Origin of the sequence: Micromonospora sp. D93 (assembly GCF_018070365.1) — a bacterium.
Lineage (GTDB): Bacteria > Actinomycetota > Actinomycetes > Mycobacteriales > Micromonosporaceae > Micromonospora > Micromonospora ureilytica.
In genome coordinates this window covers 65,115-80,584 of record NZ_JAGPXW010000014.1, presented here as the reverse complement: position 1 = coordinate 80,584, position 15,470 = coordinate 65,115, and the positions used below count along the sequence as shown (strand labels likewise).

The window sequence follows — 15,470 nt, the reverse complement described above, 5'->3', positions numbered from 1 at the left end:
TCTTTCCGAACGGCCGGCACCGTTTCCTCCCAACGGTGCCGGCCGTTTTTCGTGCGCGCCCGACGGCACCCTCGGAAACAGTCAATTAAGGACCGGGAAACACACACGCAATCATGCCGGTCGACGCTTTCCCTGCCCATATCCGATCCGGTGCCCTGCGCGGCGTCCACCCGTCGACCTCGGCATCGCCCACGTCAGCTCCATCGGACCGCACCGACCGTCCTTATGCCACTTGAGTGCACCGCAGGGAGAGTAGATGTCATTATTCCGGGGCCGCCGCATCCTGGCGGGTGCCATGACCCTGGTCGCCGCGGCCGCGATGACCGCGTGCGGCAGCAAGACCACCGACGCGGGTGCCGCGTCCGGCGTCACCGCCGACGTCTCCGGCGACACCGTCAAGGTGGGCCTGCTCAACTCGCTCTCCGGCACCATGGCGATCAGCGAGGTCACGGTCCGCGACTCCATCATGCTCGCCATCGAGGAGATCAACGCGGCCGGCGGTGTCCTCGGCAAGAAGATCCAGCCGGTCGGTGAGGACGGCGGCTCGGACTGGCCGACCTTCGCGGAGAAGGCTGAGAAGCTCATCTCCGAGGACCGGGTGGCGGCCGTCTTCGGCTGTTGGACGTCGGCCAGCCGCAAGGCGGTCAAGCCGGTGTTCGAGAAGAACAAGGCGTTGCTGTTCTACCCGGTGCAGTACGAGGGTCTGGAGCAGTCGCCCTACATCTTCTACACCGGGGCCACGACCAACCAGCAGATCGTTCCCGGGCTCGACTACCTCAAGTCGCAGGGCGCGAAGTCGGTCTATCTGGTCGGCAGCGACTACGTTTTTCCGCGGACCGCCAACAAAATCATCAAGGCGTACGCGACAGCGAACGGGATGACCGTGCTGGGCGAGGATTACGCGCCGCTCGGGTCCACCGAGTTCGGCACCATCGTCAACAAGGTCAAATCGTCCGGCGCGGACGCGGTGTTCAACACGCTCAACGGTGACAGCAACGTGGCCTTCTTCAAGGAATACAAGTCGGCGGGTCTGACCGCCGCCGCGATGCCTGTGGTGTCGGTGTCGATCGCCGAGGAAGAGGTCAAGGGCATCGGCACCCAGTACCTGGAGGGCCAACTGACGGCCTGGAACTACTACCAGACCACCCCGGGCGCGGCGAACGCGAAGTTCGTGGCCGCGTACAAGGCGAAGTACGGCGCGGACAAGCCGACAAGCGATCCGATGGAGGCCGCGTACGTCGGCGTCCACCTGTGGAAGGCGATGGTCGAGAAGGCCGGCGCCTTCGACGTGGAGAAGGTCCGTGCCGCCTCGGACGGGATCACCTTCGACGCGCCGGAGGGCTTGGTCACTGTCGACGGCAAGACCCAGCACATCTCCAAGACCGCCCGGATCGGCAAGGTCGGCGCGGACGGTCTGATCACCGAGGTGTGGAACTCCGGCAAGCCTGTCGCACCGGACCCGTACCTCAAGACCTACCCGTGGGCGAGCGGCCTGAGCTGACGACGCCGGCCCGGGCGGAACGCGTTGCCGCGCGCTCCGCCCGGGCCACCCGACCAGCAGTTCGGAGTACCCACCGTGACAGTCCTCTTCGGTCAACTCTTCACCGGCATCAGCATCGGCGCGGTGCTGCTGCTCATCGCGCTCGGCCTCGCGCTGACCTTCGGCCAGATGAACGTGATCAACATGGCGCACGGTGAGTTCATCATGGCCGGCGCGTACACCACCTACGTTCTGCAGCAGAGCATCACCGGCGCCGGCCTGTCGCTGGCGGTCGCGCTGCCGGTGGCGTTCGTGGTCGCCGGCACGATGGGCGTCCTGCTGGAGGTGCTGCTCATCCGCCGGCTCTACGCCCGGCCGCTGGACACCCTGCTGGTCACCTGGGGTGTGTCACTGATGCTGCAACAACTGGCCCGGGACATCTTCGGCAGTCCGAACGTGCAGACCCGCGCGCCCGAGCTGCTCACCGGCAACGTGGCGCTGCCCGGCGGGCTGACCATCGCCAACAACCGGCTGTTCATCCTGGCGTTGGCGCTGGCCGCCGTGGCGGCGCTCACCCTGGCGCTGCGACTCACCCCGCTCGGACGTCGGATCCGCGCGGTGGTGCAGAACCGCGACCTCGCCGCCGTGTCCGGCATCGCCACCTCCCGGGTCGACCGGACGACCTTCTTCCTCGGCTCCGGCCTGGCCGGGCTCGCCGGGGTGGCACTCACCCTGCTCGGCCCGATCGGCCCGACCATGGGCACCAACCTGATCATCGACGCCTTCCTGGTCGTCGTGGTCGGTGGGATCGGCCAGCTCAAGGGCAGCGTGATCGTCGCCTTCGCCCTCGGCGTGCTCCAGGCCACCGGGGAGTACCTGACCACCCTCAGCGTCGCCAAGGTGATCGTGTTCGTGGCGATCGTCGCGTTCCTCCAGTGGCGGCCACAGGGCCTGTTCACCCTGCGGACCAGGAGCCTCGCATGACCGCCGTGACCCCCGCGCCGCCGGACACCGCCGTGCGCCCGGCACCCGTTGACTCCGTACCACCGGGCCGGCCCTCCGGCCGCTCGCGGCTGCGGACGGCGGCCGGCTTCGCCTTCGGCGCGGCGCTGTTGTTCGCCGTCGCGCCGCTGGTGCTGTCGGACTTCCGGCTGGCCCTGCTCGCCAAGTACCTCTGCGTCGCCATGGTCGCGGTCGGCATCGGCATCGCCTGGGGCCGGGGCGGCATGCTCACCCTGGGCCAGGGCGTCTTCTTCGGCCTCGGCGGCTACGCGATGGCCATGCACCTCAAGCTCGCCGACGCGGGCCCGGGTGGGATGCCCGACTTCATGCAGCTGTACGGGCAACTCGACGAGTTGCCCCTGTGGTGGCGGCCGTTCGCCAGCCCGTGGTTCGCGCTGCCCGCCACGGTGCTGCTGCCGATGGTGGTCGCCTTCGGGCTCGGCTCACTGGTCTTCCGTCGGCGGGTCCGCGGCGCGTACTTCGCCATCCTCAGTCAGGCGCTCGCCGCCGCGATGGTGATCCTGCTGATCGGCCAGCAGGGCACCACTGGCGGCACCAACGGGCTGACCGACATCAAGGGCTTCTTCGGCTACAACCTGGACGACCCGGTCAATCAGCGGATGGTGTACTTCATCATCGCCGGGGCGCTGCTGGCGTTGCTCGCGTTGGCCCGTCAGCTCATCCACAGCCGCTACGGCGAGCTGCTGGTGGCGGTCCGCGACGGTGAGGAGCGGGTCCGTTTCCTGGGCTACGACCCGGCGTCGGTCAAGCTGGTGGCGTACGTGGTCGCGGCCGGCATGGCCGGGCTGGCCGGCGCGCTGTTCGTGCCGGCGGTGGGCATCATCTCGCCCGCGCTGATCGGCATCGTCCCGTCGATCGAGTTCGTCATCGGCGTCGCGGTGGGCGGTCGGGCGACCCTGCTCGGGCCGGTGCTCGGCGCGGTGGCGGTGGTCTGGGCGCGCTCCGCCCTCTCCGAGCGTTTCCCGGGCACCTGGACGTACCTGCAGGGGTTGCTCTTCGTGGTCGTGGTGGCGTTCCTCCCCGGCGGCCTGGCGTCGTTGTGGGCGCTGGCCCGCCGCCGTGACGTCGGCGCGCAACCGGTGCGGCGCGGGTGGTTGTCTCTGGGCCGACGACGCGCCGACCCGACGGAGGTGGAGGCAGCATGAGCGAACGCACCGAGCGCAGCGAGGGCCGTGAGCGCATGCCCAGCCAGCACAGCATGAGCGGCGAACGGTTGGACGGGTTGTCCGTCCGTGACGTGCGGGTCAGCTTCGACGGTTTCACAGCCGTCGACGGCGTCTCGCTGGAGGTGCCCGCCGGCGACATCCGGTTCCTGATCGGGCCCAACGGCGCCGGCAAGACCACACTTGTCGACGCGATCACCGGCCTGGTCCGGGCCACCGGCTCGGTCCGGTTCGGTGACGAGGAACTGCTGGGCCGCCCGGTGCACCGGATCAGCCGGCTGGGCATCGGGCGGACCTTCCAGACGTCCTCGGTCTTCGAGGAGCTGTCGGTGTTGCAGAACCTCGACATCGCGGCGGGCGCCCGACGCAGCTGGGCGACCCTGGCCCGCCGCCGTCGGGGTGTCCCCGACGAGGTCGCCGCCGCACTGGAGACCATCGGTCTGGCCGAGCGGGCCGCGCACCTGGCCGGGACGCTCGCGCACGGCCAGAAGCAGTGGCTGGAGATCGGCATGCTGCTGGTGCAGGACGCCCGGCTGCTGCTGCTGGACGAGCCGGTCGCCGGCATGAGCCACGAGGAACGCGATGCCACCGGCGCTCTGCTGGAGTTGGTGAGCCGGGATCGCACCGTCGTCGTGATCGAGCACGACATGGACTTCCTGCGTCGGTTCGCGCGCAGCGTCACAGTGCTGCACGCCGGCCGGGTGCTCAGCGAGGGCACCGTCGCGCAGGTCCAGGCGGACCCGCGCGTGCAGGAGGTCTACCTTGGCCACCCGGTCGACGCCGGGTCGGCCCGCACCGGCCTGGAGGCATGATGCTGACGTTGCGCGGGGTGCACGCCGGGTACGGGCGTTCTCGGGTGCTGCACGGGATCGATCTGGCGGTCCCGCCCGACGGGGTGGCCGCCGTGCTCGGGCACAACGGTGCCGGCAAGAGCACCCTGCTGCGGGTCGCGGCCGGGCTGCTGCGCCCGAGCGCCGGCACCGTCGAGTTGGACGGCGAGGACGTCACCCGCGCCGGGCCGCACGAGCGGGTGGCGCGGGGGATGGCGTACGTGCCGCAGGGTCAGCAGTGTTTCCCGCACCTGACCGCCGCGGAGAACCTGCGGCTGGTCGCCGACGGCCGGCGCGACGGTGCGGTGGCCACTGCCGAGGTGCTGGATCTGTTTCCGGCGCTGCGCGCGCTGCTGCGGCGTCGGGCCGGGCTGCTCTCCGGCGGTCAGCGCCAGCAGTTGGCCATCGCCCGCGCCCTGATCACCCGGCCCAGGCTGCTGATGCTCGACGAGCCGACCGAGGGCATCCAGCCGTCGGTGGTCGCGGAGATCCAGGAGCGGATCGTCGAGCTGACCCGGCAGTCCGGGTTCAGTGTGCTGCTCGTCGAGCAGCACCTGGGCTTCGCGCTGCGGGTGGCGGACCGCTACCACGTGCTGGAGTCCGGGCGGGTCACCTCGCACGGCGACGGGGGTGTCACTACGGAACGGGACGTCCGGGCGGCCCTGGCGGTCTGATCGGCGCGTCGGTCAGGTCCTCGGCGCGGGCCCTGTCGAGTCGCGCACGACCAGCACCTGCCCGGTGGGCCGGCGGCGGGGGCGTGTCGTGCGCGGCTTGAGCGCGAGGGTGAGTGCCGTGCGGCCCATCTCGGTCATCGGCAGGCGGATGGTGGTGAGGCTGGGTGCGAGGTCGGCCGCCACCGAGACGTCGTCGAAGCCGACGACTGACATCCGCGCGGGCACCGGCACGCGGCGCGACCGCAGCGTCGACAGCACGCCCATGGCCATCGCGTCGTTGAGCGCGATGATCGCCGTCGTCTCGGGGTGCTCGTTGAGGATCTGCTCGGCGGCGGCGCGGCCACCGCCGCGCGTGAAGTCGCTGTGCACCACGGCGAGGTCGGCGGGGGACCGCCCGCGCTGCCGCAGGGCCGACGTCACTCCGGCCAGCCGGTCGGCGACAGTGGTGAGGCCGGCGCTGCCGGCGGCTACCGCGATCCGCCGGTGGCCGAGGTCCATCAGGTGCTGGGCGAGCGCGTGGCCGCCGGCCTCGTTGTCCGGCAGGACGGCGTCGACGCCGAGCGCGTGCCGTCCGATGGCCGCGGCCCGGCCGCCGTGGTCCTGGAACACGGCCAGCTCGGCGCGGGCCGCGCTCTCCATCCGTGGGTCGTCGTAGCCGGAGCCGCTGATCAGCACGATGCCGACCCGCTGGGCGATCAGGTGGCGCAGTTGTTGCAGCTCGTAGCCGGGGTCGCGGCCGGACTGGCAGATCTGCACGAGCAGCCCCTGCTCGGCGGCGAGCTGGATGACCCCGGCGGCGATCTCGGAGAAGTACGGGTCGTCGACCTGATGGACGATCAGCCCCACAGTGGAGGTCGCCCCGCTGGCCAGGGTGCGGGCGTACGGGTTGGCCACGTAGCCCAGCTCACTGGCGATCTGCCGGATCCGGTCGGCCACCTCGGCGCTGACCCCCTCGCGGCCGGCGAGGGCGCGGGAGGCGGTCGCCAGCGAGACGGCGGCGTGTTCGGCGACGTCCACGAGGCGCGGCCGTTGGCTGGCCCTGGGCATCCGCAACCCTCCGGAAACATTCATGTCACCCGATCTATTGCGAGTGGCATTCATCGAAGCCTAGGGTACGTAAGCGCTTTCGTAAGCGCTTACGTGACCGGCACGTTGCCCGCTGACCACCCTCGGCACCGTCCCACCGAGAAGGAGACACGCGTGCGCACCCTGCACCGCCGCGCCGGCACACGCCGCCGGCCCACAGTGAGGGCCGGCCTCACCGCCCTCGTGCTGATCCTGTCCACACTGGTCGCCACGCCCGCGCGGGCCGCCGACGCGGTCGACGACCCGATCCCCGACATGCCGGTCCAGTCCCGACTGGGGCTGGTCCTCAGCGAGTACGCCAGCTTCCCGCAGTCGTACCCCACACCCGCGCCGACCGATGCGCGGCTCATGCGTACCGCCCGGATCAACACCATCATGGAGGTGCCCGACGGCTCCGGCCGGCGGGCGGTGCCCGACCTCAACGGCAGCCTCTACCTGGTCGAGGGCGGTGTGCCGCACGTCTACCTGGACGTGGCGGCGACGTTCGCGCCACGGTTCTTCTCCGGTCGTGGGCTCGGCCAGGGCTTCGGGTACGTCGCGTTCCACCCGGAGTTCGGGGTGAACGGCAGGTTCTACACCATCCACACCGAGTTGGCGTCGACGACGACAGCCACACCGGACTACGCCCAGCCCAACACGCTCTTCCACGGTGTCATCACCGAGTGGACGGCTAACGATCCGGCCGCCGCCACCTTCGCCGGCACGCACCGCGAGGTGCTGCGCATCGGCTTCGGCGGCCAGGTGCACGGCATCCAGGAGATCAACTTCAACCCCACGGCCAAGCGCCACGACCGCGACTACGGCCTGCTGTACCTCGCCGTCGGCGACGGCGGCCAGGGCGCGCGCAACACCGACCCGCAGAACCTGGCCCTGCCCCACGGCAAGCTGCTGCGGATCGACCCCCGGGGCACCAACTCCGCGAACGGGCGCTACGGCATCCCGCCCGCGAACCCCTTCGTCGGTCAGGCCGGCGCGCTCGGCGAGCTCTACGCCGTGGGTTTCCGCGACCCGCACCGGTTCAGTTGGGACCGGGCGACCGGCCGGATGTACCTCGGGCACATCGGTGAACACGCGGTCGAGGCGATCTACGAGGTCCGCGCCGGGGACAACTTCGGCTGGAGCGAGCGCGAGGGCTCCTTCGTCTTCGACAGGACGGCCACGAACCCCTGCGACCGGCTGCTCCCGCTGCCCGCCGACGACGACAGGTACGGCTACACCTACCCGGTCGCCGCGTACGACCACGACCCCGCCGCCGGCTGGAACTGCACCGACGACGTCGGTGTCGCGGTGGCCGGCGGTTTCGTCTACCGGGGGCGGGCGCTGCCCGCACTACGCGGCAAGTACGTCTTCGGCGACCTGGTCGACGGCCGGGTGCTCTACACCGAGGCCGACGAGATGCGCCGGGGCCGGGGTCTGGCCACGATCCACCAACTGGCGCTGTTCACCACGGCGGGTGCCCCGGTCCGGATGCGTGACCTGTCCGCCCCGGGCGCACCCGGTGACCCCAACCGGGTGGACCTGCGCTTCGGCACCGACGCCGCCGGTGAGCTCTACGTCGTCGCGAAGGCCAACGGAAAGGTGTGGAAGGTGACCGGCACCAGGGATTTCGCCAGCGGCGACGTCGGAGACGTCACACTGCGCCGCACCGCCGGGGCCTCCCACTGGGCGCCGGTGACGCCGGCGAAGTGGCAGTTCATCGGCGACCAGGTCATCCTGGCCGAGGCCGGGGAGAGCCGGCCGGGTCCGCGCCGGCCCTTCGAGTACGCGGTGCTGACCAACGGCCCGGCGTGGTCGTCGGTGCGGATCGACGCCCAGGTACGCCTCGACACACCGGTGGAGATCACCAACCGGGACGTCATCATCGTCTTCGGCTGGCGCTCGGACACCGAGTTCTACTACGCCCACCTCTCCACCGACAACACGATCTATCCGCACAACGGCATCTTCAAGGTGAACAACGCCGACCGGGAACGCATCGACCACCAGTGGAACGGCAGATCCCGGGGCGCCAACCCGGCGATCACCGACGCCAGGTGGCACCGCGTCCGGGTGGTGCACCTACCGGTAACCGGCGAGATCGCCGTCTACGTCGACGGGCACCGTGACCCGCTGCTGACCGCGAAGGACAGCACGTTCGGCTCGGGACGGGTCGGCTTCGGCTCGTTCGACAACGTGGGCCGACTGCGCAACCTGACCGTCACCGGCACGCCGGCCCCCACCGGTTAGACGGCTCCGTACTGGAGGGACAGCCCGGTGGCGGCCCGGTCGGCGGTGATCTGCAGCATGCTCCCCAACATCGTCGCCCGGTCCGTCACCAGGGCCGTCCCGTCGGGCGCGTACGTGATCCGGTCGCTGACCAGCACCGGCGCTCCCTCGGCCTCGTCCAGATGCCGGGCCACGTCCGCACTCAGCACGTCCGGCCGGATCGTCTCCGCGGCCCGGGCCACCACCACCCCCAGGTCGGCCAGGGCCGCGTACAACGACGTGCCGGTGAAGTCCACGTCGTGCAACCGGCTCGCGTGCGGCTCGCGTACCCAGGAGATCTGGTGAATGGCGCGGCGGCCGGCGAACGCGCGGACCCGCTCCAGGCGCAGGCCCGTCTCGGCCTCGCGGACCCGCAGCCGGGCCGCGACGCGCGAGGGCACGCGGCGCTGCGCGCGGGAGATCACCGTCGTGTGGACCGCGTGGCCCTGCTCGCGCAAGTCGTCGCCGAAGCTCCGCAACGATCCCAGCTGGTACGCCGCATGAGACGGTGCCACAAAGGTGCCCTTGCCGGGCCGCTGGACGATCAGCCCCTCGGCGCTCAGTTCGCGCAGGGCCTGCCGCAGCGTCATCAGAGTGACGCCGTACACCGTGCTCAGCTCGCGCTGCGCGGGCAACGCCTCGCCCGGCACGTAGTGACCGTCGCGGATCTTGGCGGCGAGGTCGGCGGCGATGGCCCGATAGCGTGCCACTGTTCTGTCTCCCGATGCGTCGACTGTCCGCTCCCGTCATCGACGGCCGCCGTCGATCATCGCACGGGGGCCACCTGAGACAGCGCGGCCCGCAGCGACGCCACGAAGGCGCCGACCTCGGCGGGACTCGCCCCGTCGAGGATGCGCCGCATGACGGCCGCACCGACGATGACTCCGTCGGCGACCGACGCCGCCTCGCCCGCCTGCTCCGGCGTGGAGATGCCGAAGCCCAGCAGCACGGGTAGGTCCGTTACCTGCTTGAGCCGGGCGGCCAGAGTGGCGGCCGACGGTGCGAGCCTGTCGCGTTCGCCGGTCGTGCCCATGACCGAGATGGCGTACACGAATCCCTGGCTGCGCCGGCCGATCTCGGCGAGCCGGTCGTCCGGCGTGGCGGGCGTGGCGAGCAGACTCACCTGGACGCCCGGCACGTCCAGCCCGGCCAGCTCGTCGAGGGGCAGGTCGGGCACGATCAGCCCGGTCACCCCGGCCGCCGTCAGCGCGTCACCGAACCCGGGCCGCAGCGCGATGTTGGCGTACGTGCTGGCGACGAGGGGGATGCCTGTTCGCACGCCGGCGAGGTCGTGCAGGACCGAGGCGGGTGTGGTGCCTCGGGCCAGCGCCGCGTCCGAGGCCTCCTGGATGGTGGGACCGTCGACAGTGGGATCGGAGAACGGCAGTCCAACCTCGATCAGGTCGGCTCCGGCGTGCTCGAAGGCGCTCAGGTACGTCGTCCAGCCCGGCACGACCCCGCCGGTGATGTAGGGCATCAGCAGCTTCATGCGAGGTCCGCCTCCGCGATCAGGGTGGTGATGTCCTTGTCGCCCCGGCCCGAGAGGGTCACGAGCACTGTCGATCCTCCGGGCAGCTCCGGCGTACCGGCGGCGCGGACGACCCAGGCGACCGCGTGGGCCGACTCGATGGCGGGCAGCACGCCCTCCGCCCGGGCGAGCCGGACCGCGGCCGCGATCGCCTCCCCGTCGGAGACGGTGACGTACCGGGCGCGCCCCAGGTCGCGCAGGTACGCGTGCTCCGGGCCGACGCCGGGGTAGTCCAGCCCGGCCGCGATCGAGTGCGCCTCCTTGATCTGCCCGTGCTCGTCCTGGAGGAACAGCGACTGGAAGCCGTGCAGTACGCCGATCTCCCCGTTCGCCGCGCCGGAGCCGCCCTCGGCTTCCACCCCGACGAGCTTCGCCGATGTCTCGACGAACCCGGCGAACGTGCCCGCCGCGTTGCTGCCGCCGCCGACGCAGGCGACCACGTAGTCGGGGATGGCCGCGGGCAGCTCGGCCGCGCACTGCCGCCGGGCCTCGTCACCGATGACGCGCTGGAACTCGCGGACCATCGTCGGGTACGGGTGCGGACCGATGACCGAGCCCACGCAGTAGTACGCCTCGTCGGCGTCTGTCACCCAGTGCCGCATGGCCTCGCTGGTGGCATCCTTCAGCGTGCGGCTGCCGGTGGTCACCGGAACGACCTCGGCGCCCAGCAGCCGCATCCGGAAGACGTTGTGCGCCTGGCGTTCCATGTCGCGCTCGCCCATGAACACCTTCACCGGCAAACCCAGCAGGGCGCCGGCCGTCGCCGTCGCGACGCCGTGCATGCCCGCCCCGGTCTCGGCGATCAGGCGCTTACGCCCCATGCGCCGGGCCAGCAACGCCTGTCCGAGCACGTTATTGATCTTGTGCGATCCCGTGTGCGTCAGGTCTTCCCGCTTCAGCAGCACCGTCACACCGAGTTCGGCCGACAGTCGCAGGGCCGGCGTCAGCGGGGTCGGCCGTGCCGCGTACGCCGACAGCAGCGCGCCGAGGGTGCCGCGGAACCCGGGATCGGCCCACGCCTCCGAGAAGGCCTCGGCGACCGCCTCGCAGGCGGGGATCAGGGATTCCGGGACGTATCGCCCGCCGTAGCTCCCGTACCGCCCGGGAACGACTGTCGGCCGCACTGTTATAGAACTCATATGACAGTTATAGAACAGTCGGGTACGCCCTGGCAATAGGAACTACGCCAAGTCATCCGTCGACAGGCCCCGCGGGGCCCGGTCCGCTTCGTAGAATTCCTGCCATGCCGGAGATCGTCGAGTTGCTGGCCTCGCCCGTGCACCGCTTCCTGGGCCGGCCCGCCGACGGCCCGGCGCCGGCCCCGCCCGGCGAGCTGGTCGACGCCATCCGGATCCGGGCCGGCCTCGGCATCGTCGGCGACAGGTACTTCGGCCAACAGGCACACCGCGACGCCAGCGTCACAGTCATCGCCCAGGAGTCGCTGCCGGTCGGCATCGGCCTGGCCGAGGTACGGCGCAACATCCTCACCACGGGAATCGCCGTGGACGAGTTGATCGGCAGAGTGCTGGTGCTGGACTCCGGCGACGGCCCGGTCAGGCTGCGAGTCAACCGGGCGGCCCGCCCCTGCGCCTGGATGGACGTCACCGTCGGCCCTGGGGCGTGGAAGGCGCTACGCACCACCGGCGGCATCCGGTGCACACCCCTCAACGACGGCACCCTGCGCGTCGGCCCGATCGACGCCGTCGTCAACTGAGGAAAGGGCTCGACGCCGGCGCTGCGGAACCGGCTGGCGGATTCGGCGAGGTGACGCCCCGACGGGCCGGTGCGTGGTAGAACCAATCCGCGCATCGGCTCGCAGGTCTCCGGGCAGCCGGGGGCATTGCCGGACGGGACCTCATCCGAACAGAGGTGATGCAGTGAACCTCGAGCTGCGGCAGCTCATCGAGGAGCTGCGCGCTGATCTGGCCGATCGGCCGGAGAGCCTGGCGTACGCCGAGTTCGGCGAGGGGGCGGCCATCGACGCCGTACCGGCAGGGCTCCCGGCCGACCTGCGGGATCTCCTGCTGGTGGCCGACGGGCTGCGCGCGGGTCGGGTCGAGCTGGCGTCCTCGTCGACCCTTCCCGGGATCCAGTACCACCTGGACTTCGCGCCGGACTTCTCGTCCGTCCCGCAGGACCGGGCGGGCTGGCTGGTGGTCGGCACCCGCAGCGACGAGCCGATCCTCATGGATCGTGGCACGGGGGCGATCTGGTACTTCCCGCCGAACGGCACCGAGTGGTTCATGGCCGACGCGTTCGAGGAACTCGCCCCCGACGTGGAATCCTTCGTGGACTATTACCTGCTCGGGCCGGGCTACGCCGACCTGACCCCCGCCGACGACAGATGGTTCGCGTTCCTCGACGAGCAGGGCCTGCTCGACGAGGACGACGAGGACGGGAGCTGAGTCAGACCGGGCTGATGTGCGCGGCCAGGATCCGCCAACCGTGCCGGTCGTCGTGCACCCATGTCCGGGTGTAGCGCAGCCGCGCCGCGAACGGCGCCCCCTCGGCGACGCCGGACACCCGGCCCAGGAAGAACGTCACCCCCGTCGTGCCGACGACGAGCAGGTCCAGTTCCTCCTCGACCAACTCCTGGACGACCAGGCGGCGGTCCCGGTGGGTGGCCAGGTCTTCCTGCTTGCTGTGCGTACGCCCATCCGGACCGATGGCGATCAGCTGGTCGACCAGCAGCTGATCGAGGGCGGCGACGTCGCCGGCCAGTTGGGCGGCCTGCAGGGTGCGCTCGGCGTCGAGCAGCTCAGCCTCGCGTGCGCTGTCCGGCATCGTGGCATCCTCCCGTTCGGGTCCGACCCGGTGTCACAGTCGGTCCGGGCTGTCCGCATTGTGACAGCCAACGTGGCCTGGGCGGGCGGGGATCGCCGCCGACGTTCACAGACTAAGGCGAATCCGTACGACGGTCTCCCCGGGGCCGGTGAGCACGGCGACCTCGTCACAGATCTGCTCCACGATCGCCAGCCCGCGACCCCGCACCGAGTCCGTGGCCGGCATGCTCCGGCCGAGCGCCCGTGTCGGCCCGTGGTCGACCACGTCGCAGAACAGCTGGCCGGGCTCGGCCCAGAGCCGGACCCAACCGCCGCCGGTGGTGTGCTGCAACGTGTTGGTGGCCAACTCGCTGACCGCCAGCGTCAACAGCTCCACCCGCTCGCGCGACAGGCCGCGGGCCAGCGCCCCGGCACTGACGAACGCGCGCAGCGCTCGTACGTCGGTCGCGACCTGATACGCCATGGTGTCCGCGGCGTGCGTGCGGACACTCTGCTCGGCCACGGCCTCCCGTCGCTCGCCCCGCATCAGCCCGCCCGATCGGGCTGCCCGGCCAGCGGCACCGCGACCCGCGCGGGTGTCGTGGGCGTTCGAGCCTCGAAGTGCGCCATCGGGCAGCGGCAACCCTTCTCGTAGCGACAGCTGTTGTCGCCACATCATGTCACCCACCGACCCCTTGGCCGTCTCGTCCGTTCGGCGGTTGATCACCTGCGGGCCGGCCCGACCGGCCTCACCGGTCCGGCAGGGCACCCGACCGGCCTCACCGGTCCGGCCGGGGAGTCGGGTCAGGGAGCCGCGTCGAAGGCGATCGACTCGCTCAACTCCCGCCACCGCGCGTCGGACGCGGCGAGGGCCTCGGCGGCTGCTCCGGCAGCCGCCACGGCGTCGGCGCCGAGCAGCAGTCGGAGCGGCGGGTCATCGACCCGGGTGATCCGGATGATCGCCTGGGCGGCGCGGGCCGGATCGCCCGGCTGGGCGCCGCTGGCCTGGCGCAGCCGCTGCACGGCCGGGTCGATGACCGGCCGGTACGGTTCGCTGATCGGCAGGGCGCTCATCGACGAGCCGGCCCAGTCGGTGCGCAGCCCGCCCGGCTCGACAGTGGTGATCCGGATCCCGAACGCCTCGACCTCTTTGGCGAGCACCCCGGAGAAGCCGCTGACCGCCCACTTGGCGGACTGGTACGCGCCCAGGCCCGTGCTCGCGACCCGGCTGCCGACACTGGAGATCTGCACGATGTGCCCGCGCCCCTGCTCACGCATCACCGGCAGGGCGGCCCGGGACAGGTTGACCACTCCGAAGAAGTTGGCCTCGATCTGCGCCCGGAAGTCGTCCTCCGACATGTCCTCGATCGCGGCGACGTCGGCGTACCCGGCGTTGTTGACCAGGATGTCCAGCCGTCCGAACGTGTCCACGGCCGTACGCACGGCGGCGCGGGCGGCGGCGGGGTCGTTGACGTCGAGAGCCACCGCGCGGACCTGGTCACCGTGCCGGTCGACCAGGTCGTCGAGCTGCGCCGGGTTGCGGGCGGTGGCCACCAGGTGGTCGCCGTCGGCCAGGACGGCCTCGGCGAGGGCGCGGCCGAGACCACGCGAACAGCCGGTGATGAGCCAGACTCGCGGCACGGCGTTCCCTTCGGGTAGGTGGACCGGCTCGCCGTCAGGGACGGATGTCCAGGGCACCGATCAGCTCGTCGCGCAGGGTGAACCGGTACCGCAGCTCGATCGGGCTGCCGGGGAAGTCGCCGGACACCCGGGTGATGGCCAGATACGAATCGCCCGCCTGGGGTGTGACCCGGACCGGCTCGGCGGTGTACGAGTAGGCGTCCATCGTCTTCTGTCGCCAGGCGCGGATCGAGGCCCGGCCGTCGTACAGCCGATCCTCGTCGGCGACGCTCGCCGTGTCCGCGAAGCAGGCGACGAAGGCGTCCAGGTCCCGGTCGTTGACGGCCCGGAAGTACCTGTCGATCACGTCGGGCAGGTCGAGGGCCATCTGCTCCTCCTGCGGCACGGGCCGCCGTCGGGCAGCCGTCGGGTTCCCGGTCCGACCTCACCGTACGAGAAGCGGACGGCACCGCGGGGAGCAACCGGCAGAACCATCCCGCTCCGACTGCCGGGTTTGCTGCCGGTGGGCCCGGGTAGCCACGCGTTTCCGAAAGCGAAGGGCGGGGGCATGGCCGAGCTGGCGTTCGTCGACAAGGTTGCGGCACGGGCGGGTGTTTCGCCGGAGCAGGCACGCCAACTGACCGAGGCGGTCCTGCGAACCCTCACCGAACGGCTCAGTGGCGGGGAGGCGGGCGCCATCGCCCCCCACCTGGCCGCCGAGCTGAGCCCGCTGCTGGTCAAGGCCGCCGAGCCGGCGGAAACGTTCGACTACGACGAGTTCCTGCGCCGGGTGGCCGACCGGGCCGGGATCGACCGTCCGGCCGCCGAACGAGGCAGCCGCGCGGTGCTCCAGACGATGCACCGGGTGGTCGGGCACCGGGAGTTCGAGGACGCCCTGGCCCAGCTCCCGGCGGACCTGCGGGCACTGGCGCAGCCCTTGCCGCACGGCCCCTGACCGACGCCCACCGCCGGACGCCCCGGGTGCCGGTGACCGTTCGGTCCCTGGCGCGCTCCCACGACACCCGATCTACTGTGCGTTACCGATCGAACGCGCAGTGGT

At 71.3% G+C, this 15,470-nt stretch carries 17 protein-coding genes; 9 read left to right on the top strand and 8 right to left on the bottom strand.

Annotated features, from left to right (window positions below; genetic code table 11):
• Positions 1–295 precede the first annotated feature (295 nt).
• The 5 genes from urtA to urtE all read left to right on the top strand — a co-directional run bounded on the left by urtA (position 296) and on the right by urtE (position 5,170).
• Complete coding sequence (gene urtA, locus KBX71_RS17780) at positions 296–1,501, top strand: urea ABC transporter substrate-binding protein (protein ID WP_374102613.1); 1,206 nt, start codon at positions 296–298, stop codon at positions 1,499–1,501.
• Positions 1,502–1,576: 75 nt separating this feature from the next.
• Positions 1,577–2,464: an urea ABC transporter permease subunit UrtB gene (urtB, locus tag KBX71_RS17775; RefSeq protein ID WP_124815607.1), complete on the top strand. Its 888-nt coding sequence runs from the start codon at positions 1,577–1,579 to the stop codon at positions 2,462–2,464.
• Positions 2,461–3,648: an urea ABC transporter permease subunit UrtC gene (gene urtC, locus KBX71_RS17770; protein WP_210819120.1), complete on the top strand. Its 1,188-nt coding sequence runs from the start codon at positions 2,461–2,463 to the stop codon at positions 3,646–3,648. Before urtB ends, urtC begins: the two co-directional genes overlap by 4 nt.
• Complete coding sequence (gene urtD / locus KBX71_RS17765) at positions 3,645–4,478, top strand: urea ABC transporter ATP-binding protein UrtD (protein ID WP_247683649.1); 834 nt, start codon at positions 3,645–3,647, stop codon at positions 4,476–4,478. The genes urtC and urtD overlap by 4 nt, the downstream gene beginning before the upstream one ends.
• A complete protein-coding gene (gene urtE, locus KBX71_RS17760) occupies positions 4,478–5,170 on the top strand; it encodes an urea ABC transporter ATP-binding subunit UrtE (RefSeq protein WP_210819119.1) in 693 nt (230 codons plus the stop codon). The genes urtD and urtE overlap by 1 nt, the downstream gene beginning before the upstream one ends.
• Positions 5,171–5,182: 12 nt before the next feature.
• Here urtE and KBX71_RS17755 read toward each other — a convergent pair whose 3' ends face one another.
• Positions 5,183–6,241: a LacI family DNA-binding transcriptional regulator gene (locus KBX71_RS17755; protein ID WP_247683648.1), complete on the bottom strand. Its 1,059-nt coding sequence runs from the start codon at positions 6,239–6,241 to the stop codon at positions 5,183–5,185.
• 129 nt (positions 6,242–6,370) lie between these two features.
• Here KBX71_RS17755 and KBX71_RS17750 point away from each other — a divergent pair, with 129 nt between their 5' ends.
• Positions 6,371–8,482, top strand: coding sequence for a sorbosone dehydrogenase family protein (locus KBX71_RS17750; RefSeq protein WP_210819118.1), 2,112 nt, complete (start codon positions 6,371–6,373; stop codon positions 8,480–8,482).
• Here KBX71_RS17750 and KBX71_RS17745 read toward each other — a convergent pair.
• From KBX71_RS17745 to trpB, 3 genes are read right to left on the bottom strand one after another with little or no spacing between them, the layout of a single operon-like run.
• On the bottom strand, positions 8,479–9,210 hold the full coding sequence (locus KBX71_RS17745) for a GntR family transcriptional regulator (RefSeq protein ID WP_210819117.1): 732 nt from the start codon (positions 9,208–9,210) through the stop codon (positions 8,479–8,481). The two genes, KBX71_RS17750 and KBX71_RS17745, sit on opposite strands and share 4 nt — an antisense overlap.
• Before the next feature lie 56 nt (positions 9,211–9,266).
• Positions 9,267–9,989 (bottom strand): tryptophan synthase subunit alpha, encoded by a 723-nt coding sequence (gene trpA / locus KBX71_RS17740; RefSeq protein ID WP_210819116.1) that lies wholly within the window; start codon positions 9,987–9,989, stop codon positions 9,267–9,269.
• A complete protein-coding gene (gene trpB / locus KBX71_RS17735; protein WP_210819115.1) occupies positions 9,986–11,167 on the bottom strand; it encodes a tryptophan synthase subunit beta in 1,182 nt (393 codons plus the stop codon). The genes trpA and trpB overlap by 4 nt, the downstream gene beginning before the upstream one ends.
• A gap of 104 nt (positions 11,168–11,271) precedes the next feature.
• Between trpB and KBX71_RS17730 the strand changes: the two genes are divergently transcribed.
• Both KBX71_RS17730 and KBX71_RS17725 read left to right on the top strand, forming a co-directional pair.
• Positions 11,272–11,742, top strand: a complete 471-nt coding sequence (locus tag KBX71_RS17730; protein WP_124815620.1) for a molybdenum cofactor biosysynthesis protein — start codon at positions 11,272–11,274, stop codon at positions 11,740–11,742.
• Between the two features lie 163 nt (positions 11,743–11,905).
• Positions 11,906–12,433: an SUKH-4 family immunity protein gene (locus tag KBX71_RS17725; RefSeq protein ID WP_210819114.1), complete on the top strand. Its 528-nt coding sequence runs from the start codon at positions 11,906–11,908 to the stop codon at positions 12,431–12,433.
• A 1-nt stretch (position 12,434) separates the two neighbouring features.
• Here KBX71_RS17725 and KBX71_RS17720 read toward each other — a convergent pair whose 3' ends face one another.
• The 4 genes from KBX71_RS17720 to KBX71_RS17705 form a co-directional block, all read right to left on the bottom strand.
• Positions 12,435–12,812, bottom strand: a complete 378-nt coding sequence (locus KBX71_RS17720) for a nuclear transport factor 2 family protein (protein ID WP_210819113.1) — start codon at positions 12,810–12,812, stop codon at positions 12,435–12,437.
• 105 nt (positions 12,813–12,917) lie between these two features.
• Entirely contained in the window at positions 12,918–13,559 is a 642-nt protein-coding gene (locus KBX71_RS17715) for an ATP-binding protein (protein WP_307847134.1), read from the bottom strand.
• Between the two features lie 35 nt (positions 13,560–13,594).
• Complete coding sequence (locus tag KBX71_RS17710; RefSeq protein WP_210819112.1) at positions 13,595–14,431, bottom strand: oxidoreductase; 837 nt, start codon at positions 14,429–14,431, stop codon at positions 13,595–13,597.
• Between the two features lie 34 nt (positions 14,432–14,465).
• A complete protein-coding gene (locus KBX71_RS17705) occupies positions 14,466–14,798 on the bottom strand; it encodes a nuclear transport factor 2 family protein (RefSeq protein WP_210819111.1) in 333 nt (110 codons plus the stop codon).
• Between the two features lie 180 nt (positions 14,799–14,978).
• Here KBX71_RS17705 and KBX71_RS17700 point away from each other — a divergent pair, with 180 nt between their 5' ends.
• A complete protein-coding gene (locus KBX71_RS17700) occupies positions 14,979–15,365 on the top strand; it encodes a DUF2267 domain-containing protein (RefSeq protein WP_210819110.1) in 387 nt (128 codons plus the stop codon).
• Positions 15,366–15,470 lie beyond the last annotated feature (105 nt).

What these genes read in the sequence shown, in the direction of transcription:
- urtD (WP_247683649.1), top strand. Translation starts at nt 3,645, where the DNA reads ATGAGCGAACGCACCGAGCGCAGCGAGGGCCGTGAGCGCATGCCCAGC.
- trpB (WP_210819115.1), bottom strand. Translation starts at nt 11,167, where the DNA reads ATGAGTTCTATAACAGTGCGGCCGACAGTCGTTCCCGGGCGGTACGGG.
- KBX71_RS17705 (WP_210819111.1), bottom strand. Translation starts at nt 14,798, where the DNA reads ATGGCCCTCGACCTGCCCGACGTGATCGACAGGTACTTCCGGGCCGTC.
- KBX71_RS17730 (WP_124815620.1), top strand. Translation starts at nt 11,272, where the DNA reads ATGCCGGAGATCGTCGAGTTGCTGGCCTCGCCCGTGCACCGCTTCCTG.
- urtE (WP_210819119.1), top strand. Translation starts at nt 4,478, where the DNA reads ATGCTGACGTTGCGCGGGGTGCACGCCGGGTACGGGCGTTCTCGGGTG.
- trpA (WP_210819116.1), bottom strand. Translation starts at nt 9,989, where the DNA reads ATGAAGCTGCTGATGCCCTACATCACCGGCGGGGTCGTGCCGGGCTGG.
- urtC (WP_210819120.1), top strand. Translation starts at nt 2,461, where the DNA reads ATGACCGCCGTGACCCCCGCGCCGCCGGACACCGCCGTGCGCCCGGCA.
- KBX71_RS17755 (WP_247683648.1), bottom strand. Translation starts at nt 6,241, where the DNA reads ATGAATGTTTCCGGAGGGTTGCGGATGCCCAGGGCCAGCCAACGGCCG.
- KBX71_RS17720 (WP_210819113.1), bottom strand. Translation starts at nt 12,812, where the DNA reads ATGCCGGACAGCGCACGCGAGGCTGAGCTGCTCGACGCCGAGCGCACC.
- KBX71_RS17700 (WP_210819110.1), top strand. Translation starts at nt 14,979, where the DNA reads ATGGCCGAGCTGGCGTTCGTCGACAAGGTTGCGGCACGGGCGGGTGTT.
- urtA (WP_374102613.1), top strand. Translation starts at nt 296, where the DNA reads ATGACCCTGGTCGCCGCGGCCGCGATGACCGCGTGCGGCAGCAAGACC.